The 21,839-nt window shown below is 59.6% G+C and carries 17 protein-coding genes and 2 pseudogenes; 14 read left to right on the top strand and 5 right to left on the bottom strand.

Annotation, left to right across the window (positions count from 1 at the left end):
- Positions 1–328: 328 nt before the first annotated feature.
- The 12 genes and pseudogenes from rimP (at position 329) to ACRHIG_RS28615 (ending at position 14,328) form a co-directional block, all read left to right on the top strand.
- Complete coding sequence (gene rimP, locus ACRHIG_RS28670; RefSeq protein WP_035828693.1) at positions 329–817, top strand: ribosome maturation factor RimP; 489 nt, start codon at positions 329–331, stop codon at positions 815–817.
- Positions 814–2,378 (top strand): annotated as a pseudogene (gene nusA / locus ACRHIG_RS28665) (transcription termination factor NusA). The gene rimP and the pseudogene nusA overlap by 4 nt, the downstream one beginning before the upstream one ends.
- Before the next feature lie 46 nt (positions 2,379–2,424).
- Positions 2,425–5,281, top strand: a pseudogene (infB, locus tag ACRHIG_RS28660) (translation initiation factor IF-2).
- 115 nt (positions 5,282–5,396) lie between these two features.
- Entirely contained in the window at positions 5,397–5,813 is a 417-nt protein-coding gene (gene rbfA / locus ACRHIG_RS28655; protein WP_076569135.1) for a 30S ribosome-binding factor RbfA, read from the top strand.
- 2 nt (positions 5,814–5,815) lie between these two features.
- Entirely contained in the window at positions 5,816–6,751 is a 936-nt protein-coding gene (truB, locus tag ACRHIG_RS28650; protein ID WP_489628711.1) for a tRNA pseudouridine(55) synthase TruB, read from the top strand.
- Positions 6,752–6,958: 207 nt separating this feature from the next.
- Positions 6,959–8,791, top strand: a complete 1,833-nt coding sequence (gene typA / locus ACRHIG_RS28645; RefSeq protein ID WP_475416400.1) for a translational GTPase TypA — start codon at positions 6,959–6,961, stop codon at positions 8,789–8,791.
- Positions 8,792–8,911: 120 nt separating this feature from the next.
- Entirely contained in the window at positions 8,912–9,907 is a 996-nt protein-coding gene (gene dusA, locus ACRHIG_RS28640; protein WP_092798209.1) for a tRNA dihydrouridine(20/20a) synthase DusA, read from the top strand.
- Entirely contained in the window at positions 9,907–10,371 is a 465-nt protein-coding gene (locus tag ACRHIG_RS28635; RefSeq protein ID WP_489628710.1) for a hypothetical protein, read from the top strand. Before dusA ends, ACRHIG_RS28635 begins: the two co-directional genes overlap by 1 nt.
- Before the next feature lie 535 nt (positions 10,372–10,906).
- The gene (locus ACRHIG_RS28630; RefSeq protein ID WP_489630890.1) at positions 10,907–12,646 is read left to right on the top strand and encodes a methyl-accepting chemotaxis protein; all 1,740 of its coding nucleotides are present in this window, start codon (positions 10,907–10,909) and stop codon (positions 12,644–12,646) included.
- Between the two features lie 60 nt (positions 12,647–12,706).
- Positions 12,707–13,054 carry an energy transducer TonB gene (locus tag ACRHIG_RS28625; RefSeq protein WP_230538705.1) on the top strand — a complete coding sequence of 116 codons (348 nt, stop codon included), beginning with the start codon at positions 12,707–12,709 and terminating at the stop codon, positions 13,052–13,054.
- Between the two features lie 167 nt (positions 13,055–13,221).
- Complete coding sequence (locus ACRHIG_RS28620) at positions 13,222–13,794, top strand: hypothetical protein (RefSeq protein WP_489628709.1); 573 nt, start codon at positions 13,222–13,224, stop codon at positions 13,792–13,794.
- Between the two features lie 150 nt (positions 13,795–13,944).
- Positions 13,945–14,328 (top strand): hypothetical protein, encoded by a 384-nt coding sequence (locus ACRHIG_RS28615; RefSeq protein ID WP_489628708.1) that lies wholly within the window; start codon positions 13,945–13,947, stop codon positions 14,326–14,328.
- Positions 14,329–14,810: 482 nt separating this feature from the next.
- On the opposite strand, the gene ACRHIG_RS28610 is transcribed toward ACRHIG_RS28615, so the two are convergent.
- The 3 genes from ACRHIG_RS28610 to ACRHIG_RS28600 form a co-directional block, all read right to left on the bottom strand.
- A complete protein-coding gene (locus ACRHIG_RS28610) occupies positions 14,811–15,260 on the bottom strand; it encodes a hypothetical protein (protein ID WP_489628707.1) in 450 nt (149 codons plus the stop codon).
- Positions 15,261–15,517: 257 nt separating this feature from the next.
- The gene (locus ACRHIG_RS28605) at positions 15,518–16,177 is read right to left on the bottom strand and encodes a PEP-CTERM sorting domain-containing protein (RefSeq protein ID WP_475416394.1); all 660 of its coding nucleotides are present in this window, start codon (positions 16,175–16,177) and stop codon (positions 15,518–15,520) included.
- 328 nt (positions 16,178–16,505) lie between these two features.
- On the bottom strand, positions 16,506–18,617 hold the full coding sequence (locus ACRHIG_RS28600; protein ID WP_489628706.1) for a TonB-dependent receptor family protein: 2,112 nt from the start codon (positions 18,615–18,617) through the stop codon (positions 16,506–16,508).
- A gap of 287 nt (positions 18,618–18,904) precedes the next feature.
- Here ACRHIG_RS28600 and ACRHIG_RS28595 point away from each other — a divergent pair, with 287 nt between their 5' ends.
- Positions 18,905–19,351 (top strand): response regulator, encoded by a 447-nt coding sequence (locus tag ACRHIG_RS28595; protein WP_219133084.1) that lies wholly within the window; start codon positions 18,905–18,907, stop codon positions 19,349–19,351.
- 28 nt (positions 19,352–19,379) lie between these two features.
- Here the strand turns inward: ACRHIG_RS28595 and ACRHIG_RS28590 are convergent, their stop codons facing one another.
- Together ACRHIG_RS28590 and ACRHIG_RS28585 are read right to left on the bottom strand one after the other, a co-directional pair.
- Positions 19,380–19,676, bottom strand: a complete 297-nt coding sequence (locus ACRHIG_RS28590; protein ID WP_116743337.1) for an addiction module antidote protein — start codon at positions 19,674–19,676, stop codon at positions 19,380–19,382.
- Positions 19,676–19,975, bottom strand: a complete 300-nt coding sequence (locus tag ACRHIG_RS28585; RefSeq protein WP_489628705.1) for a type II toxin-antitoxin system RelE/ParE family toxin — start codon at positions 19,973–19,975, stop codon at positions 19,676–19,678. The genes ACRHIG_RS28590 and ACRHIG_RS28585 overlap by 1 nt, the downstream gene beginning before the upstream one ends.
- 426 nt (positions 19,976–20,401) lie before the next feature.
- Here ACRHIG_RS28585 and ACRHIG_RS28580 point away from each other — a divergent pair, with 426 nt between their 5' ends.
- Positions 20,402–21,727 carry a tyrosine-type recombinase/integrase gene (locus ACRHIG_RS28580; RefSeq protein WP_489628704.1) on the top strand — a complete coding sequence of 442 codons (1,326 nt, stop codon included), beginning with the start codon at positions 20,402–20,404 and terminating at the stop codon, positions 21,725–21,727.
- Positions 21,728–21,839: the final 112 nt, after the last annotated feature.

Raw genomic sequence — 21,839 nt, 5'->3', positions numbered from 1 at the left:
CTTCTTGCGCGCCCGCCGATCTGCGGCGGGTGCGCGCTCTTGTAACTGTTGTAAGCCGGGCCGCTCCTCGTGTGCGGCATTGCGGCGAAGTTAATAAGAGGTTATAATCTGCAGCCTAATAAAAGTTCTCCGCAGGGTTGTTTGGTGGGGAGTGCTTTCATCTGGTTGGGGAAATACAAGAAGATGGGCAGATGCCCATTTTTTTTGTTGAACCGTTTGTGATGGCGCCGGCAAGGCGCCATATATGACTTGTGCGTGTTTTTTTGCATGCCGCCGGCCCTGTTTCAGTGCCGCGATGCCGAAAACAGGCCTTTTTCTGGAGAATTTCTTGCAGCAGTTGGGATTAATTGAAAAGACAGTCACTGGTCTGGGCTATGAGCTCGTTGATGTCGAACGTGCCGAGCGCGGGCTGCTGCGCGTCTTTATTGATTTCAGCGCCGCCGATGCCGCTGAAAAAGGTCCGATCACGGTCGAAGACTGTGCCACGGTGAGTCACCAGTTATCGCATGTGTTGACGGTAGAGAACGTTCCTTACGAGCGCCTCGAGATTTCTTCCCCGGGTCTCGATCGTCCGGTGCGCAAGCTGGAAGACTTTGTCCGTTTCGCAGGCCAGGAAATCATCGTCAAGCTGATGGTGGCGATGCCGGGTACGAACAACCGGAAATCGTTCCAGGGAATCTTGCAAGAACCCGTGGGCGATAAATTGTCGTTGGAATTTGAAGGTAAGGATGGTCCGGCGATGTTGGAGTTTACGCTCGCCGATGTGGATAAGGCACGCTTGGTGCCGCAGGTGGTTTTTAAGGGACGCAAAGCATGAGCCGCGAAGTTTTATTATTGGTTGACGCGCTGGCGCGCGAAAAAACGTCGATAAAGATGTCGTCTTCGGCGCCCTCGAATTCGCGTTGGCGCAAGCCACGAAGAAACGGTATGAGGGTGAAGTAGACATCCGCGTTTCGATCGACCGCGAAACGGGCGAATTCGAATCGTTCCGCCGCTGGCACGTGGTGCCCGATGAAGCGGGCCTGCAATTGCCGGATCAGGAGATCCTGCATTTCGAGGCAAAAGAACAGATTCCCGATATCGAAGTCGATGACCACATCGAAGAACCGATCGAATCCGTCGAATTCGGCCGCCGTTTCGCCCAGGATACCAAACAGGTGGTCCTGCAGCGCGTGCGTGACGCCGAACGCGAACAGATCCTGGTCGACTTCCTGGAACGCGGCGATTCGCTCGTCACCGGCACCATCAAGCGCATGGAACGCGGCGACGCCATCGTCGAATCGGGCAAGATCGAAGCACGTTTGCCACGCGACCAGATGATCCCGAAAGAGAATCTGCGTATCGGCGACCGTGTGCGTGCCTACATCTTGCGCATCGACCGCAACATGCGCGGCCCGCAGGTGATCCTGTCGCGCACCGCGCCGGAATTCATCATGAAGCTGTTCGAGCTGGAAGTGCCGGAAATTGAGCAAGGCATGCTGGAAATCAAATCCGCAGCCCGCGATGCCGGCGTGCGCGCCAAGATCGCCGTCTACACGGCCGACAAGCGCATCGACCCGATCGGTACCTGCGTCGGCATGCGCGGTTCGCGCGTGCAGGCCGTCACCGGCGAGTTGGGCGGCGAACGCGTCGACATCGTGCTGTGGTCGGAAGATCCGGCGCAGTTCGTCATCGGCGCCCTGGCGCCGGCGAACGTGTCGTCGATCATGGTTGACGAAGAGAAACACGCGATGGATGTCGTCGTCGATGAAGAAAACCTGGCAATCGCGATCGGCCGTTCCGGCCAGAACGTGCGCCTGGCCTCGGACCTGACCGGCTGGAAGATCAACATCATGACGGCCGAAGAATCGGCTGACAAAGCTGCCCAGGAAACGGCTGCCGTGCGCATCCTGTTCATGGAAAAGCTCGATGTCGACCAGGAAGTGGCCGATATTCTGGTGGAAGAAGGTTTCGCCAGTCTGGAAGAAATCGCTTACGTGCCAATTTCCGAAATGCTGGAAATCGAATCGTTTGACGAAGATACCGTCAATGAACTCCGTACCCGTGCGCGTGATGCGCTCGTGACCGAAGCGATTGCTTCGGAAGAGGGTCTGGAAGGCATGGACGAGGCGTTGGTGAATCTGGAAGGCATGGATCGCATCACCGCCGGCAAGCTGGGTCTGGCTGGTATCAAGACCGTTGAAGCATTTGCAGCACTGGCATACGACGAATTTGGCGCAATCCTGGCCTTGTCTGCGGACCGTGCGCGTGAACTGATTACAAGTGAATTTAAAGATGTGACCGACGATGAGATGAAGTTGGTTGACTCGAAATACGACGATCGTGCCAAGGCGTTGCAAGCCAAGGCATGGAGTCTGGCCGAATCCGCAAAGGCTTAATTTGAGTATCTTTATCATCTCCGCGACACATAGAAAAGAGGACTGAATGGCGAGTAACAACGTAGCCCAATTTGCCACCGAACTGAAGATGCCTGCAGATTTGCTGCTGACGCAGCTGCGTTCTGCCGGCGTCGAGAAAAGTTCGACGTCAGATCCATTGTCGAAAGATGATAAGGACAAGCTTTTGGATCATCTGCGCCGCACACACGGCGCAGCGGCTGACACAGAAAAGAAAAAATCACCGTGACCCGCAAGGAAACGACTGAGATCAAGCAAGCAGACGCCACCGGCAAATCGCGCACGATCCAGGTGGAAGTGCGCAAGAAACGCACTTTCGTCCAGCGTGACGAAGCTGCGCCGGTCGCGGCAGAACCGGCCGCGCCTGCCGCACCGGTGATCGATCCCGCCGACGTGGCGCGCCGTGAAGAAGAAGCCCGTAAACAGGCTGAACTGATCGCCCGCCAGGAAGCCGATCTGCGCGAAAAGCAGGAACGTCTGGCCAAACTCGACGCGGAAAAAGAAGCCCAGGCGAAAGCCACGCAACAGGCTGAATTGGCTGCGAAGAAAGAAGCTGAAGCGGAAGCGAAGAAAGCGGCCGCCAAGGCTGCCGCCGCGCCTGCTGTCAGCGCTGCTGCGCCTGTCGTTGACGACGCCGCCGCCGAAGCGAAAAAGCCGCCGCCGCCGAAGAAGCGAAGAAGAAAGCCGCCGCCGCTGCTGTTGCCGCCAAGGAAGCCGCCGATAAAGCGGAAGCCACCGAGCGCGCACGCAAGGCCGTTGCCGACGAAGTCGCCCAGATCAAGGCCATGATGAACGCGCCACGCCGCGCCATCAAGGCACCGGAACCCGTACCGGTTCCCGTCAAGCCGAAGGCGCCGGAAGGCACCCTGCATAAGCCTGCTGACAAGAAACCTGGCGACAAGCCGGGCGACAAGAAGCCTGCTGTCGCAGACAAGAAATCCATCAAGTCGGCGAATGTGTCGTCCACCTGGTCCGATGACGCGAAAAAACGCGGCACCACCGGTGGTCCTAAGCCACGCGGCAACAGCGGCCCAGGCGGCCGTGACAGCTGGCGCGGTGGCGCGAAGGGCCGTCGCCCGACGCACCATGACGACCGTGAATCGAACTTCCAGGCACCGACGGAAGCCGTCGTCAAGGACGTGCACGTACCGGAAACGATCACCGTGGCCGAACTGGCACACAAAATGTCCGTCAAGGCATCCGAAGTCATCAAGCATTTGATGAAACTGGGCCAGATGTGCACGATCAACCAGGTGCTGGACCAGGAAACCGCCATGATTCTGGTGGAAGAAATGGGCCACAAGGCGTTCGCCGCCGAACTGGACGATCCGGAAGCGCTGCTGGCCGACGTGGGCGAACACGCGCACTTCGAAACCAAGCCACGCGCGCCGGTGGTCACCGTCATGGGTCACGTCGACCACGGCAAGACCTCGCTGCTTGATTACATCCGTCGCGCCAAGGTGGCATCCGGCGAAGCGGGCGGCATTACGCAGCACATCGGCGCTTACCACGTCGATACGCCACGCGGCATGATCACCTTCCTCGACACCCCGGGCCACGAAGCGTTTACCGCGATGCGTGCCCGTGGCGCCAAGGCAACCGACATCGTGATTCTGGTGGTGGCCGCCGACGATGGCGTGATGCCGCAAACGAAAGAAGCGATTGCCCATGCGAAAGCAGCTGGCGTACCGCTGGTGGTGGCGATCAACAAGGTCGACAAACCAGGCGGCAACGTTGACCGCGTGACGCAGGAACTGGTCGCCGAACAAGTCGTGCCGGAAGAATACGGTGGCGAATCGCCATTCGTGCCGGTCTCGGCCAAAACGGGCCAGGGTATCGACGACTTGCTGGAGCAAGTGCTGCTGCAAGCCGAAGTGCTGGAACTGACGGCACCGGTCGATGCGCCAGCGCGCGGCCTGGTGGTCGAGGCGCGTCTGGACAAGGGCCGTGGTCCTGTCGCGACGATCCTGGTGCAGTCGGGTACCTTGCGCCGCGGCGACGTGATCTTGGCGGGCTCTTCGTATGGTCGTGTTCGCGCCATGCTGGACGAGAACGGCAAAGCCATCGCTGAAGCGGGTCCTTCGATTCCGGTCGAAATCCAGGGTCTGACGGAAGTGCCGGTCGCCGGTGAAGAAGTCGTCGTCATGGCTGACGAGCGCAAGGCGCGTGAAATCGGTCTGTTCCGTCAAGGCAAGTTCCGCGACGTGAAGCTGGCGAAACAGCAAGCCGCGAAACTGGAAAACATGTTCGACCAGATGGCCGAAGGCGAAGTGAAAAACTTGCCATTGATCATCAAGACCGACGTGCAAGGTTCGCAGGAAGCGCTGGTTGGCTCGCTGCAGAAACTGTCGACCTCCGAAGTGCGCGTACAAGTGGTTCATGCCGCTGTCGGCGGCATCACGGAATCGGACGTCAACCTGGCAGTCGCCTCGAAAGCGGTCATCATCGGCTTTAACGCCCGTGCTGATGCCCAGGCACGCAAGCTGGCCGAGTCGAATGGCGTGGACATTCGCTACTACAACATCATTTACGATGCGATCGACGAGATCAAATCGGCGTTGTCGGGCATGTTGGCACCAGAGAAACGCGAAACCGTCATCGGCCAGGTCGAGATCCGCCAGGTTATCCTGGTCTCGAAGGTTGGCGCGATTGCCGGCTGTCTGGTCACCGATGGCGTGGTCAAGCGTGCTTCCTCCGTTCGCCTGTTGCGCAACAACATCGTGGTGTGGAGCGGCGAGATCGACTCCCTGAAACGCTTCAAGGACGATGCGAAAGAAGTTCGCGCCGGTCTGGAGTGCGGCCTGTCGCTGAAGAACTACAACGACATCCAGGTTGGCGACACCCTGGAAGTGTTCGAAGTCCAGGAAATCGCTCGTACCCTGTAATCACAGAAGTAATGGCGCGGACATATCGTTTTCCGCGCAAACACGTGGGGCGCATTGGTCAACGGGCAACCGTTTGACCCATGCGCCCTGCGGCACTTAGGACAGCACTTATATCATGGCTAAACATAGCAAAACCATGCCGGCGCGCGGCTTGCGCGTGGCTGACCAGATCCAGCGCGATCTGGCCGAAATCATCGCCTACGAATTGAAGGACCCGCGCGTGGGTACGATGATCACCATCACCGAAGTACAGATCACCCCCGATTATGCGCATGCCAAGGTGTTTTTCACGATGTTGAAAGACAGCAAGGAAGCCATCAAGAACACCACCGAAGGCCTGATGGCCGCGGCCGGCTTCATCCGTGGCTTGCTGGGCAAGCGCCTGCACATCCACACCCTGCCGATGCTGCATTTCGTGCACGACAGCTCGACCTCGCGCGGCATGGAAATGTCGCTCCTGATCGACAAGGCCAACGCCACGCGCGCGGCCGACGCCGAGCCGGATGTCAAACCAGAAGCGGACGAGCAATAACAGTGGCGGGTCCGAAGAAACCGCCCGGCATCAAGCGGGTGCGCGACCTGGTCGACGGCGTCTTGCTGCTCGATAAGCCTGTGGGCTGGTCCAGCAATGATGCCCTGATCAAGGCCAAGCGCGTCCTGAACGCGAAAAAAGCGGGCCATACGGGCACCCTGGATCCGTTCGCCACGGGCTTGCTGCCGCTGTGCTTTGGCGAGGCGACGAAGTTCTCGCAGGACTTGCTGGAAGCCGACAAGACCTACGAAACCCTGGTGCACCTGGGGCAGACGACGGATACGGGCGACACGGAAGGTGCAGTGCTGGAAACGCGCGACGTGAATGTGACGCCGGAGCAGATCGAAGCCGTGCTGGCGCGGTTCCGCGGGCCGATCCTGCAGACGCCGCCCATGTACTCGGCCTTGAAAAGGGACGGCAAGCCCTTATATGAGTATGCAAGGGCGGGCATCACCCTGGAGCGCGAAGCGCGCCCGGTGACCATCCACAAGCTCGAGTTCCTCGGCTACGAAGCCCCGTTCCTGAAATTGTCCGTGATGTGCAGCAAGGGCACGTATATCCGCGTGCTGGGCGAAGACATCGGCCATGCCCTCGGCTGCGGCGGTCATCTGAACGCCTTGCGCCGCACGCAGGTGGGCAGCCTGACCTTGGACGGCGTCGTCACCTTGGACGAGCTGACGGCGCATGCCGCGCCGCTGAGTCTGCTGGCGCCCGTCGATGCTCTGTTGTCGAGCTTCCCCGCCGTCCAGCTGACGGAAGAATTGGCCAAGCGTTTCCTGCACGGCCAGCGCATCGCGCTGGGCAAGGAAGACGTCATCGTGCCGGCCGAACCGGGCAGGGTGCGCGTGTATCACGACAGCAAGCTGCTGGGCACGGGCCAGTTGCAGGAGTACAGCATCCTGGCGCCGGAACGCCTGATCGCGACTGCACACCAATAAGTCACAGCAACGTCATATTACCCAGCGACACTCTTCAAACAGTGTCGCTTTTTTAAACAATCCGTCCCCGACTGCGGGAGCCGCCAGCATTTTTAGATAGCGTTGCAACGCAACATGCTATACTACGCGGTTCCGGAAATAGATTAGCATTCGGGTATCTCGTACATCTTGTACGCACTCCGCAGTTTTTCAGTAACTACTACGACCATGTCAAATACAAAACGCGCAATTCGTAATATCGCCATTATCGCCCACGTTGACCACGGCAAAACCACGCTGGTGGATCAGCTGCTGCGCCAGTCCGGCACCTTCCGTGAAAACCAAGCGGTCGACACCCGAGTCATGGACTCGAACGACCTGGAAAAGGAGCGCGGCATTACGATTCTGTCGAAGAACTGCGCTGTTGAGTACGAAGGCACCCACATCAATATCGTCGACACCCCAGGCCACGCCGACTTCGGCGGCGAAGTGGAACGTGTTCTGTCGATGGTGGACTCGGTTCTGCTGCTGATCGATGCACAGGAAGGCCCGATGCCGCAAACCCGTTTCGTCACGCGCAAGGCGCTGGCACTGGGTCTGAAGCCTATCGTTATCGTCAACAAGATCGACCGTCCAGGCGCGCGCCCGGACTGGGCCATCAACCAGACGTTCGAACTGTTCGACAAGCTGGGCGCAACCGACGAGCAACTGGATTTCCCTATCGTTTACGCTTCGGGCCTGAACGGCTATGCCGGCCTGACCGAAGACGTGCGCGGCGGCGACATGAAGCCGATGTTCGACGCCATCCTGGAACACGTTCCAGTACGTGACGACAATCCGGAAGGCCCGCTGCAAATGCAGATCACCTCGCTGGACTACTCGTCGTACGTGGGCAAGATCGGCATTGGCCGCGTCAACCGCGGTACCGTTAAAGTTGGTCAAGACGTGCTGGTCATCAATGGCCCAGGCGCAACCCCGATCAAGGGCCGCATCAACCAGGTGCTGAACTTCAAGGGCCTGGAGCGCGTGCTGGTGGACGAAGCCGTTGCCGGCGACATCTGCCTGATCAACGGTATCGACGAAATCGGCATCGGTTCGACCCTGTGCGCCGTGGATACGCCTGAAGCGCTGCCGATGCTGACCGTCGACGAGCCGACCCTGACCATGAACTTCATGGTCAACAACTCGCCACTGGCTGGCCGCGAAGGCAAGTTCGTGACCTCGCGCCAACTGCGTGACCGTCTGGAAAAAGAATTGAAAGCCAACGTTGCTCTGCGCGTGGCGCCGACCGACGACGACACGATCTTCGAAGTGTCGGGCCGCGGTGAGCTGCACCTGACGATCCTGATCGAAAACATGCGTCGCGAAGGCTTCGAGCTGGCCGTATCGCGTCCACGCGTGGTGTTCAAGATGGTCGATGGTGTGCGCCACGAGCCGTTTGAAAACCTGTCGGTCGACGTGGAAGAAGCCAACCAGGGCGGCGTCATGGAAGAACTGGGCCGTCGTCGCGGCGACCTGCAAAACATGGAATCGGATGGCAAGGGCCGCGTGCGTCTCGAGTATTTGATCCCTGCGCGTGGCCTGATCGGCTTCCAGGGCGAATTCATGACCCTGACCCGCGGTACCGGCCTGATGAGCCACGTGTTCCATGAATACGCACCGGTCGACAACACCCGTGGCGAAATGGCCGGCCGTCGTAACGGCGTGCTGATCTCGCAAGATGACGGCGCCGCCGTTGCCTACGCGATCTGGAAACTGCAAGACCGCGGCCGCATGTTCGTGTCGCACAATGACCCGGTCTACGAAGGCATGGTCATCGGTATCCACTCGCGCGACAACGACCTGGTCGTCAACCCGATCAAGGGCAAGCAGCTGACCAACGTGCGTTCGTCGGGTACCGACGAAGCGGTGCGCCTGGTGCCGCCAATTCAGATGTCGCTGGAATACGCGGTCGAATTCATCGAGGACGATGAACTGGTGGAAATCACGCCGAAATCGATCCGTCTGCGCAAGCGCTTCCTGAAAGAGCACGAGCGTAAAAAAGCGTCGCGTGAATCGTAATCTGTTGTAGAGCATGGCCTGCGGGCCATGCCGCGCTCAAGCCCGTTGCTCCGCCTTTCCGTCACCGGTGAGGCGCGCAGCGGGTTTGTCATTTGCAGCTCCTGTTTTTTTGTAGACACCATGACTTCCTCTTCTTTGCCTTCCCGCCGCCTGTCCGTCGCCCCGATGATGGACTGGACCGACCGCCATTGCCGCAAGTTCCACCGCGAAATCACGCGTCACACCTGGCTCTACACAGAGATGGTGACGACGGGCGCGCTCGTCTACGGCGACGTGGAGCGCCATCTGCGCTTCAACGAGGAAGAGCACCCGGTGGCCCTGCAGCTGGGCGGCAGCGATCCGGCAGACCTGGCCACCAGCGCGAAATTGGGCCAGCAGTGGGGCTACGACGAGGTCAACCTGAACTGCGGCTGCCCGTCCGAGCGCGTGCAGAAAGGCGCGTTCGGCGCCTGCCTGATGGCCGAACCGCAACTGGTGGCCGACTGCGTGAAAGCCATGCGCGACGTGGTCGACATCGACGTCACGGTCAAGCACCGCATCGGCATCGACGACAGCGAATCGTACGACTTCGTGCGCGACTTCGTCGGTACCGTGGCCGATGCCGGCTGCAAGACGTTTATCGTGCATGCGCGTAACGCCATCCTGAAAGGCCTGAGCCCGAAGGAAAACCGCGAAGTGCCGCCCCTGAAATACGATTACGCCTATCGTCTGAAGCGTGATTTTCCCCAGTTCGAGTTCATCATCAATGGCGGCATCAAGACCCTGGACGAGATCGACCTGCATTTGCAGCATCTGGACGGCGTGATGCTGGGCCGCGAGGCCTACCACAACCCCTACGTGATGGCGCAGTTCGACCAGCGCTACTACGGCGATGACGCGCCCGTGAAAACGCGCGAGCAGGTGCTCGAGGCGATGATTCCGTACATCAGCGCGCAGCTGGAGAAGGAAGCGGGGCGCTTGAAACTGAACAGCGTCACGCGCCACATGCTGGGCCTGATGCAAAACCTGCCCGGCGCGCGCGGCTTCCGCCAGACCCTGTCCGACTCGAAGAAGCTGGCGTCGGGCGACCCCCGCTTGCTGCTGGAAGCGGCGGCGCGCCTGTCGCTGCCTGCCTGATGAGCGGCGACTGCCACGGCCTTGCGCGCGTGATCGAAGGCTACTTGCTGGCCGTCGGCGCCCTGAAGGATGACGGCAGCTTGTTTCTTTGCGAGTACCTGGGACCCGTCGCGCCGCAGGCCTCGCTCGACGCGCTGTGCCGCGTGCTGCTGATCGCGCCGGAGGGCTTGTCCTTGCAGCCGCTCGAGAGCGTGGTGTGCCGCGGCATCGCCTGCACGCCACGCCAGTGGTTGCTGGAACGGTTTCGTCCCATGAGCGAGGCCGACCGCCAGCCGCTCGATGTGCGTTTATATGACGGTTTCGAGCGCGAACTGGCCGAACTGCTGGGCGGCGAGCCCCGCTGGTATCAACTGGTATTGTCCAGCCAGCGCAGCCTGGGCGGACAATTGGGCGCCATCTGGAGCGTCTTTGTCTTCGGCACAGAGTGCCACGCCTATGTGATGCATTGCAGCTGGGACAGCTGATCCAACTTGTCTATACCGGTGCCCCTGCGTACTGGTATTGTCCGTCCTCCCCCTTCCTCTGAGCACCTCCTCCAAAACGATGCAATATGGCTACGCCATGTGTTGTAAATGCGCTGTTTCGGCGCACGCCCGCACTGCGATGGGGCATTTCTAAGAGGCAAGAATCGGCGTTGTTGCCATTTCCCCGAAGAAAGTTAATCTGCCATTTATTCAGGTACTTATTGCTTGCTTTGAGGCAAAATTTACACCTATAATTGATTATAGACAAATATTTCTCATATGAATGTTTGATGTTGATCTCATATCATCAGTGTCAAAAATTCAGCGTGTGGAGCAAGTTTGCATTCGCAGTCACTGGCAGTTTCAGGACTGGCGAAGGACCAGGAAGTACCCCAGGCTGCGTGCGGCCGGATACCGCCAGCATACCAATGGGTAAGGGCGGATACCGGTGTACCGCAGCCTTCGTCTTGTCGTGCCGGGCAAAAATCCTTATCAATAGTTTCATTTACGAAGAGCCGAAATGAATTTAGCAAAAATGAAGGTTGGTACCCGCCTGGGCCTGGGTTTCGCCCTGGTACTGGTTCTGCTGGTGGCCGTGACCGTCCTCGGCATCGCGCGCATGGCGCAAATCCAGGAGCGTCTCGATCACGTGATCAATGTCAACAACGTCGTCACCCGCCTGGTGATCGATATGCGTGGCAACGTCAGCGACCGCATCACCTCGCTGCGCATCCTCACCCTGATGACTGACGCGGGCGATATGGAGCCGGAAATGGCGCGTATCAAGACGCAGACCAGCACTTATCAGGAAACGCAGAAGAAGCTCGAGGAGAAATTCGCCATCGAGTCGACTGCCGAAGAAAAGACCCTGCTCGCTTCGATCAAGGAATACGAAGCGGCCGCCATGCCGGCCATCGCCAAGGCATCCGCACTGTGGATGGCCAACGATGCGGAAGGCGCCACGCGCGTGATGATCAAGGAAATCCGCCCGGTACAGAAAAAATGGATGGAAGCGCTGGAGCAACTGGCCGTGCTGGAAGACAAGCTCAATGAGCAGATGCAATCGGATGCCCGCAAGGCCTTCGACAGCGCGCGCCTGTTCATGATCATCCTCGGCGTGCTGGCCGTGGCGATGGGCGTGGCGGCGGCACTGGTGATCACGCGCGGCCTGCTGAAACAGCTGGGCGGCGAGCCGGACTACACGGCATCGATCGCCGGCAGCATCGCCAATGGCGACCTGTCGATCGGCATCCACACCCAGCCATCGGACAATTCCAGCCTGCTGGCGGAAATGAAGGAAATGCGCAACAGCCTGGTGGGCATCGTCGGCCAGGTGCGCGTCGGTACGGAAACCATCGGCACGGCATCGCGTGAAATTGCCGACGGCAATATCGACCTGTCGTCGCGCACGGAAATGCAGGCCAGCGCGCTGGAAAAAACGGCGTCCGCGATGGAAGAGCTGACGTCGACCGTGAAACAGAATGCGGACAATGCGCGCGAAGCCAACAAGCTGGCCGCCACCGCGTCGGACGTGGCCCTGAAGGGCGGCTCCGTGGTGTCGCAAGTGGTTGACACCATGAGCTCGATCAACGAGTCGGCCAAGAAAATCGTCGACATCATCGGCGTGATCGACGGCATCGCCTTCCAGACGAATATCCTGGCGCTGAACGCGGCCGTGGAAGCGGCGCGTGCCGGCGAACAAGGCCGCGGCTTTGCCGTGGTGGCGTCCGAAGTGCGCAACCTGGCCCAGCGCTCCGCTGGCGCCGCGAAGGAAATCAAGATCCTCATCGACGATTCGGCCGAGAAGACGGAACGCGGCACGCGCCTGGTGGGCCAGGCCGGCGTGACGATGGGCGAAGTGGTCGACAGCGTGCGCCGCGTTACCGACATCATGAGCGAGATCGCCAGCGCCAGCCAGGAACAGAGCGCCGGCATCGAACAGGTCAACCTGTCGATCATCGAGATGGATGGCATGACGCAGCAAAATGCGGCCCTGGTGGAGCAGGCGGCCGCCGCGGCGCAAAGCCTGCAGGACCAGGCGGCCGAACTGGCCCACGTCGTCAGCATCTTCAAACTGGTCGAGGGCGAAGAGAAGCCGGCGGCATATGTGCCGGCCCCCGTCGCCACCGCCCCCGTTGCCGTACGCAAGCCGGCGCCCGCATTGCGCCCGGTCAAGTCGCTGACCCGCAAGGTGGAAGCGGCCGCACCCGCGGCCGCCGCGGCACCGCGCAAGGCGGCGGCAGCGAGCAGCAATGACGAATGGGAAGAGTTTTAAGCGCGGTCAACAGCGCACAGGAAATTGTAATTACCGTATCTGATAATCATGGGGAAGCACATGTTTGAGAATAAACGTTTGATGAGTGTTGCAGCAGCCTTGCTGGTGTCCGTTTCTTCCGCCGCCTTCGCGGCTGAGGTGCCGGCGTCGTTCGATGCCAAGAACTGCAAGGCCGACTATCCGAAAGCCTCGCTGATGAACGAAGAGCAGGGCACCGTCTCGATGTCCTTCCTGGTCAATGCCGACGGTAGCGTTGCCGATTCGAAAATCGAGAAGAGCAGCGGCTTCAAGAACCTGGACAAGGCCGCCATCAAGGCTTTGTCTGCATGCAAGTTCAAGCCGGGCACCAAGGATGGCGCCGCTGCGCAAACCTGGACCAAGGTCGATTACGCCTGGAAGCTGGACTGATCCACGCATTGCCGGGAGCCTGGCTCCCGCAATCGCCTGTCCGCTACGGGCGGCGCCTGCGAGGGTGCCGCCCGTATTGTTATGTGCGCCAGCCAACGGCGCTGTCGCCCCCGATTCTGTTACCCTCGAAACATACCTTCGGGATCTCTCACCACAAGAGGCTTATCATGCAGCGCATCCTGACACTTTCCTCCCTGGCGGCCACCGGCTTGCTGCTTTCCGCCTGCGCTACACTGGGCACGCCTGTGGGCTTGCAGGCGGGGCAGACCGTCGCCGTCGTCAACAGCTTGAGCTGGGACAATCCGCTGACGGGCAAGCGCGACGGCGTGCGCACCAGCTGGCCTATCAAGGATGGCAAGATTGCCCCTGAATATTTCCCGCTGGCGCAATTGAAGCAATGCGAGGCCGGCGGCAAACCTTGCGCCTGGGGCGTGATGCGTGCGCAGCGCGGCGCGCCGACGCTGAGCTATGCGGACGGCGGCGTGGACCTGGCCGTGAGCGTGGCCATCGACGTGGCGCGGCGCCAGGATGCGCGCCAGGGCGAGACGCAGACGGCGATGGCGATACCGCAGGACGTGGCGGCACTGGCGGGCAAGCAGCGCGTGCAGCCCAGCTGGAAATTGAAGTATGGCAAGGTCGAGCAGGTCGAGCTCGATTATGGCGTGCGCTACCAGGTGTGCGTGCAGCGCTACGATGTGGCCGGCAAGGCCATCGACAGCTGCGACATTCCATTTATCTGAGGAAATATGCCGCGCGGGCTGCTTGTGGCGCCATTGCCACGTTTCATGTTGCGGCGTGCGTCGGGGTGTAACAATCGGTAAAAGCGCAGCAAAGCACGGCGTAATTTCTTATAGTACTTAATTAAGGTAGTACACATTAGGAGAATTGCGATGAAAACCCTGTTGGCAGTAATCTCGCTGGCCGCCCTGGGTGGCTGCGCCGTGGCGCCGCCCGGGCCCGCGTATTACGGTTCGCGCGCGCCACAGGGGGCCTACAATCCCTATGAATGGCATACGGTCTCGTCCGAGCCGGTGCAGCCGGGCCGCGTGATGAGCGCGCCGCGCGTGGAATACACGAATGAACCCGTCTACGTGCAGCAGCAGCCGGTGTACGTGCAGCAGCCCGTGTATGTGCCGGCGCCCGTCTACGCACCGCAACCGTATTACTATAATCCGCCCGTATCGATCGGGCTCGATTTCGTGTTTGGCTTTGGACGCTACGGTGGACACCGCGGCGGCTGGGGCGGGCATGGACGTTACCACGGCCGCCGCTAGACGCGGGGCGTAGTCTTTCTGGCGCGCTTTCTCATTGGCGATGACAAGCAGCGCCGCGCAGCGGAATCAGTGGAAATATACCGAACTCTGGTGCAGCACGTCCGCCGAGCACAGGATATACATCGCCGCCGCTGCCAGACCTATTTGCAAGGCGCCAAAGCTGATCGGGATGAGGCGGGACATGTCGTACTCCTGAGTGGTGTGAGGTGGGTGGTCAGGCTTTCATCATAGGTTGAGTTGATGCTTTTGGGCATCGGATGAATGTCCGCCGCGATGTAGGACAACACCTCGTGCCTGGCGCCCTGCCTCGCTCTCCGGCCGCCGGAGTAACCCTCAATAAATTATTGCGATTTCTGACTTCCATAACCGGCGCTCTGCGGCGTTGCCCACTGCTAGCAGTGCTCGCACTGCGTCGCAGTGGGCGCCTTGCATAGCATCCGGTTCTGTTCGTCATAACTTCACAATAATTTCCTGAGGATTACTTAGCGGTTTTTCCAGCGCAGCACCGGCTCTTCCGGCGCCGTGTCCGGCACGTTCGAGATCGCCAGCCAGTGCGTCAGGCGTTCCGGATGCTTGAGATTGATGCCCATGCCGTCGATGATGCCCACCTGTTCCAGCATGCGTGCGTCGATCTTCGCCTTCGACACCGTGGGCGCGCCCATGACCATGCGGTCATACGCCTTGCGCGCCTTGTGTTCCCATTTGTGCAGATTGCTTTCGTCGAAGCGGTTCGCTTCAAAATATACGGTCAGGGTGCCATCGAGGTTGCCGAAGCCGACAATGCCGGCGCCCTTGCGGATGGTGGTGGTGTTCTCGATGTCAAATTCCGCCGTGGGCACGAAAATGCCGGCGCGGCCATCGATGTCGGGACGTCCCACGGGCGTTTCCTTGCCGTAGGAACTGGTTTCAGTAATGGTTTTTTCTGCGGACATGGTGCGTGTGTGGTGGCCGTGCCGGGAGCGTAATCGGGCCCGGCAGCGCCAGTCATCCTGTTCAAAAAATGCGTGCTGATGATCAGGGCGGGGTAGGGGCCCTGGCGGAGCGATGCTTGGCATTGCTTGATACCCCGCTATTGTAGCGCTAATTTAATTCTCCTTGGCAACATTTGCTAGGATAATGCAACAGTTTTTCCATGAAAAAGCCGCCCGGCCAGATGGCGGGGCGGCTGTTGCGCGGCGACTATCCGGGCTCAGGCGGCTGTCTTACGGCGTGCCATGAAACCCAGCAAGCCCAGGCCCAGCAGCAGCATGGTGTAGGTTTCCGGCTCCGGTACGGCAGCCATCACCGAGACGTTGTCCAGGTAGGAACCATAGGTCGGTACGGAGACGGGACCGATCGATTCGAAGCGCAGCAGGCTCGACGAGCCGAGCGCGGTCACGTTCTGGCTGTAGGTTTGCCACACGCCGCTCGTATTGCCGACCAGTGCCGTTGGCGTCAGCAGGGTCGAACCCCAGTAGACATTCATCAGGCTGTTCGCGCCGCCAGCCGTGTCGGGACGGCCCGAGTAGGCGAACGACAGTGCATAGGTGCTGCCAGCCGTGGTGGCGATGGCTTGCGATACGGAGGTCAGCCGGTCGGTATTGAGTTCCAGGTATTGCGTGCCGCTGGCGGCGACGGGATTGAATCCGCCCTGGCCGCCTTGCGTGGCGCCTTTCTGGATTTCAAAGGCCGAATTGCCGCCGGCCGAGGAAGTCCAGCCGGTGACGCTGCTGAGCGGGGCCCAGGCCGAGGCGATGACATTGTTTTCGAAACTGCCGTTGACCACCAGTTCGGTCGCGGCGTTGGCGGCGCCAGCGGTGACCAGGGTGGCCAGTGCGGCGATCTTCAGGAGGGTGGCTGGCGTTTTCATGGGTTCTCGTTTGGTTGGTTAAAAGATAATTTGATTTCTTAAATGACATTTAAAGAATATCACCAAAACTCACACGCAGAACAAGCGCGCGCTAAAAATATTTGCAATTGTGAAATCATTTATGTCTATATAGAAACTAATTTCCATGGTGAATGAATTGCTGTGAAGCTCCAAGGCGAACGCGAACTTGAAGTTACTTGCGTCACGGTATTTTTGTGACATCGGGACGTAAAAAAACCTGCATCGTAACAACAACGATGCAGGTTTTTTCAGGTAGCTGCCGTGCGCAGCGGCATATCGATTCGATAGGCACCCGCGCGCGCAGGCATCAGAACGCCAGGCGGCCCTGCAGGTAGAGCATGCGCGGCGCGCCCACCAACTTGCCCAGGTTGCCGTCCGAGGTGCGCGTGAAGTAGCGCTTGTCGGCGAGGTTGTTGACGCCGGCGACCAGTTCCAGGCCCTTCTGGCCCGGCACTGTCCATTTCACTTGCGTATTCCAGGTACGGAAGCCGGGTATCACGCCCAGGCTGCCGGCCGCGTTTTCCGTCACGGTATTGGCTTCGTCGGCGAACTGGCGGCTCTGGTGGCTGCTCGACAAATCAACACCCCAGGCGCCCAGCTGGTAGTGGGCGCCGACGGTATCCGTGTTGCGCGAGTAGAAGGGCACGTCGTTGCCCGCATTCGCGCCATCCTGCAAGGTCGCTTTGGTATAGGTGTAGGTGGCGTAGGCGTTCAAGCCGGCCAGCGGGCCGGACTTGTCGAAGCGGTAGTCGATGGCCGATTCCAGGCCACGGTGATGCGTGGCGCCCACGTTGTAGAAGACGACGTTCTCGCCGCTGCCCACGGACTGGATCTGGTTGTCGAACTTGATGTTGAACAAGGTCGCTTCGGCCGACAGCTGGCCGCTCTTCCAGCGCGCGCCCAGCTCGGCTGTTTTCGCCAGTTCCGGTTGCAGCGGGTTCTTGCTCGACTGCGCATTGAGCTGCGTATTTTGCACGGCGCCAAACGAGCTGTTGTAGTTGCCGAACAGGGTCACGTTGTTATTGAGCAAGTAGGCCACGTTCAGCGAGGGCAGGGCCTTGTTGTTGAGCAACTCGATCTTCTGGTCGACCGGCAAGTGGTTGAAGCGTTCCGTCTTGATGTGTTCATAGCGCACGCCCGGCGTGATGCGCCAGGCGTCGATGGCGATCTTGTCGTCGATATACACGGCTTGCGCATCGGTGGCATTGTCGGCGAAGCGCGTCGGCGCCTGCCGCACGCCGCTGGCGATGACGACGTTGTAGATGGCCTCGTCGGCCCGCTCGGCCAGGTAGCGGTAGCCGACGGTGACGTCCTGTGTGACCTTGCCGGTAATAAAGCGCTGCGTGTAGCGCGGCTCGATGGCCGTCGTTTCATAGTTGCGCGGCTGGTGGCCCAGGCCCGTGCGACCGGCGTTGATCAAGGTGCTTTCGCGCGAGCTCTTGTTGTAATAGGCGCGCACCTCGAATTCCTGCGTGTCGGACAGGGCATTCAGGTAGCCGATGTCGAAGGCCTTGCGCTCGCCGCTCCAGAAATCGGTCGGGCGCGTGTTCTGGAACGGGTCCTGCTTGTATTGCGCGGCGGTCAGGCCGCCCGGCGTGCGCGACGTCACGTCGTAGTAGGACAGCTTGCCGTACACCTCGGCCGTCGGGCTCAGATCGTAGCGGAACTTCAGGGCGAAATCGTTGACCTTCTCATCGCTGCCCACGCGCCAGTCGCTGCCGCGGATGCCGGAATACAGCACCGCCAGGCCCAGGCCGCTGTCGAGCTGGGTGCCGGCAAACACGCTGGCCTGCGTGTTGTGGCCCACTTCGCTGTACGCGTTGTAGCGCACGCTGGCGTCGCCCGTGATGCCTTGTGTGGTGGGTACGCGGCGCGTCTTGAAATTGATGATGCCGCCCACGTTTTGCGGGCCGAAGCGCACGGCACCGCCGCCGCGCACCACGTCGACCGTCTCGACATTGGCCAGGCTGACGGGCGCGAACGACAGCTGCGGCTGGCCGTAGGGCGCCACCGACATCGGAATGCCGTCGAGCAATACCGTGCTGCGCGGCGAATAGCGCCCGGCCAGTCCGCGCACGCCGATATTGAGCGAGATGGCGCTGCCGGCGCTGCCCGAGTTGTCGCTGATCTGCACGCCGGGAATGCGGCGCATCACGTCGCTCAGGCTGGTCGCGCCCGAGTTCTCGATGTCATCCTTCTGCACCACGGTGCGCGCGCCCGCGAAATTCTTCGTGCTGGCCGCCATGCTGGTGCCCAGCAGGTTGCTGCTGACCTGGATCGATTCCAGGATGGGACCGGCATTCTCGGCGCTGTTGGCGTCCTGCGCCTGCGCGGCAAGCGGTGCGCCCAGGCAGGCGAGGGCGATGGCCAGCGCGCACGGGCGCAGCGAAAAGGGCAGTGTGACAGGTGTGGCAGCCATGCATGGATCTCCGTAATGACAATGGTTGCGCGGGCAATCGGGCGGCGCGACAACATCGTGGCGTGGATATCCGGCGCAAGGGGATAAGAATGATAATGATTCTCATTTTATCCGTCAATTGGGCAAACTGCGTAGGATAGGCTTTGCCCGGAGAAAAGCGGGAAGTGTTGCTGGCGCGGTACAGCGAAGCTTCTGGATTGCCGCATGGCACCATTGCTCGGGTGCGGCGGCATTCTGCGTGCTTCTTGTATACTGCCGCTTTTGCAGCCGTCAGACGTGAACGTACAATGAGCCAGACAACTGAAACGACACCAGGCAGTTCCTCCGTGGAACGCCGCCAGGGCGACCAGCCGGCAAGTGCTGCGCGCAAATTGAATCTGCTGGTGGTCGACGACAACCAGGAAGTGGGCGAATCGCTGGCCATGCTGCTTGAAGCGCTGGGCCACCACGCGGTGGTGGTGCGCAACTGGCAGATGGCCGTCGAGCAAGTCAAGCTGTGCGTGCCCGACGCCGTCTACCTCGACATCGAGATGCCCGGCATCAGCGGCATCGAAATCGGCCGCCGCCTGCACCACAATCCCGAAACGGCCAACGCCGTGCTGATCGCCGTCACGGGCCACAGCCTGCCCATGTACATGGACGACGCGCTGGCCGTGGGCTTCCGCCACTTCCTCGTCAAGCCCGTGCGCCTGGACGACCTGGCGACGACGGTGCAGTCGGTGCTGGCGGGGTAGCCTTTCCGCTACCCCGGCTGATGGCTGCTCAAGTGTTCAGCGCCGCGGCGCGAAATTGCAAGCCGAGTGCATGCGTCACCTTCAAAATGGTGTCGAAGCTCGGGTTGCCTTCGCCGGACAGCGCCTTGTACAAACTTTCCCGTCCCAGTCCCGTGTCTTTGGCAAGTTGTGTCATGCCGCGTGCCTTGGCAATATTGCCTAGCGCTTTGGCGATGAAGGATGCATCGTCGCCAGCTTCTTCCAGGCAAGCTTCAAAGTAGGCGACGATATCCTCTTCGGTTTTGAGGTGCTGTGCGCTATCCCATTTGTTGAGTTTTTGTACCATCAGACCTCCTGGAGTGCTTGCGCGAGCTGCTGCGCCGTTTTGATATCTTTCGCCTGCGTTGACTTGTCGCCGCCAGCGAGCAGGATAATGATTTCCATGCCGCACTGAGTAAAATAAACGCGATAGCCGGGACCACAGTCAATTCGCATTTCCGAAACACCGCCACCGACAGGCTTGCAATCACCGAAGTTGCCATCTTCGGCACGATCAATACGTGCCTGAATGCGGAAAAAAACTTTCCGATCCTTCAGCTTGCTGAACCAGTCATCGAACGTGGCGGTGGTATGGATGCTTTTCACATATACCAGTGTATTCTTTGGGATACGGAAAATCAAGCGTATGCATCAAGTTTGACTGCCGCGCGCAGGCTGGCTTTGTTAGCCGATGCGTTTGCCTGGCCTGCTGCGCAGGCGAGGGCTGCAGCTGCCTCATGCACGAGCGCGGAAATGAAAAAAGGGTTACAAGCCGAAGCATGTAACCCTTTTATTTACCGCTAATTCTATGGGGTGGCTGATGGGGCTCGAACCCACGACAACAGGAATCACAATCCTGAATAATAGCTGTTTATTTCAGTTGATTAACTTACGGAAAACGTAATTAATCAATAAGAAACAATGGCTTACGAGAATTTCTCTCTTGCGTTGTGTTGATTGGTATTGCTTGATATACTCCGAAAAGGGTTACAAGTGGCTTACAAGTACTAGTTGGTGGACCAGGGTGACGTTATGGCAAAGATTAAATTCACAGTTGGCCGAGTGGCTAACTTTCAGTGCGATGCTGGTAAGCGTCAGGCATTCATGTGGAGTTTAGCTGCGGCCGGCCTCGGGCTTCGTGCAACCCCGAGGGGTGACAAGTCCTATTTCTTCCAGTCAAAGTTGAATGGAAAGTCGATGCGCATAACAATTGGCTCACCAGACACGTGGACTATCGACGCGGCTCAAGCTGAGGCGCGTCGTTTGCAAACCATTATCGACAACGGCCAAGACCCGCGTCAGGTGCGAGCCGATAAACTGGCCGCAGAGCAAGACGAGCGTGATGTCAAGAATGCCAAAGCCGAGGCAAAGCAAATTCAAGACAAGCATGAAACACTTACCCTTGGCATGGTCTGGCCGCTATATGTCGAGTCACGCCGCAAGCGGTGGAGCGAGTGGCACATAAGGGACCATGAAAATGTCGTGCGTGTTGGTGGGGTGCAAAAGGTCCGTGGTAAGGGGGAAACCAAGCCGGGGCCGCTGGCATCATTGTTGGACGTTCGATTGTCTGACTTGACGGGCAAGCGCATAGGTGAATGGCTCGCCAAGGAAGCTGGAATTCGCCCCACACAAGCAGCTTTGTCCTTTCGCTTGTTGTCCGTTTTCGTGAATTGGTGCGATTCCCAGTCTGAATATGCGGGACTGGTGCCTGCTGGTGCATGTAAGGCGCAACAGGTGCGTGATGAGCTGCCAAGTAAGAACGCCAAGGAGGGTGATAGCCTACAACGTGAACAGCTTGCGCTATGGTTTAAAGCAGTTCGTGAAATGGGGAATCCGGTGCAATCCGCTTACCTGCAAGCGCTTTTGCTTACTGGAGCCCGCCGCCGTGAGCTTGGAGCACTGCGCTGGGAAGACGTGGATTTTCAGTGGTTAAGCATGACTATTCGCGACAAGGTGGAAGGGGAGCGCACAATACCGCTAACGCCTTACGTGGCGCACCTGCTGGCCGCACTGCCTAGGCGTAACGAATGGGTTTTCTCAAGTCCTGCTTCCGCCAATGGACAGCTTGCGGAGCCAACACCTGGGCATAAGCGGGCATTGGTTGCCGCCGGTTTGCCGGACCTTACATTGCATGGCTTGCGCCGTTCGTTTGGTTCGCTGGCAGAATGGACCGAAACACCGGCTGGCGTGGTGGCGCAAATCATGGGGCATAAACCGAGCGCCATCGCTGAAAAGCACTACCGCCGCCGCCCGCTTGACCTGCTGCGCATGTGGCACGTCAAGATTGAGGCATGGATATTGGAGCAAGCGAAAATCCACTTTGAGCCGGTGCAGATGGCTTTGCACGTCGTGAGCTAATGCACCTTGAATATCTCAATCTGTAACGTATAGTCCACAATAGGCAGCGGGTTTGGAGCTGAAGATGTATCGAGTACATGCCGCCTGATTAAAGTGACAGGCTCGCCCGACG

Source organism: Janthinobacterium sp. C22 (assembly GCF_057919405.1).
Note: the sequence above shows the minus strand (reverse complement) of the source record. Positions and strands in the feature narration are given on the sequence as shown.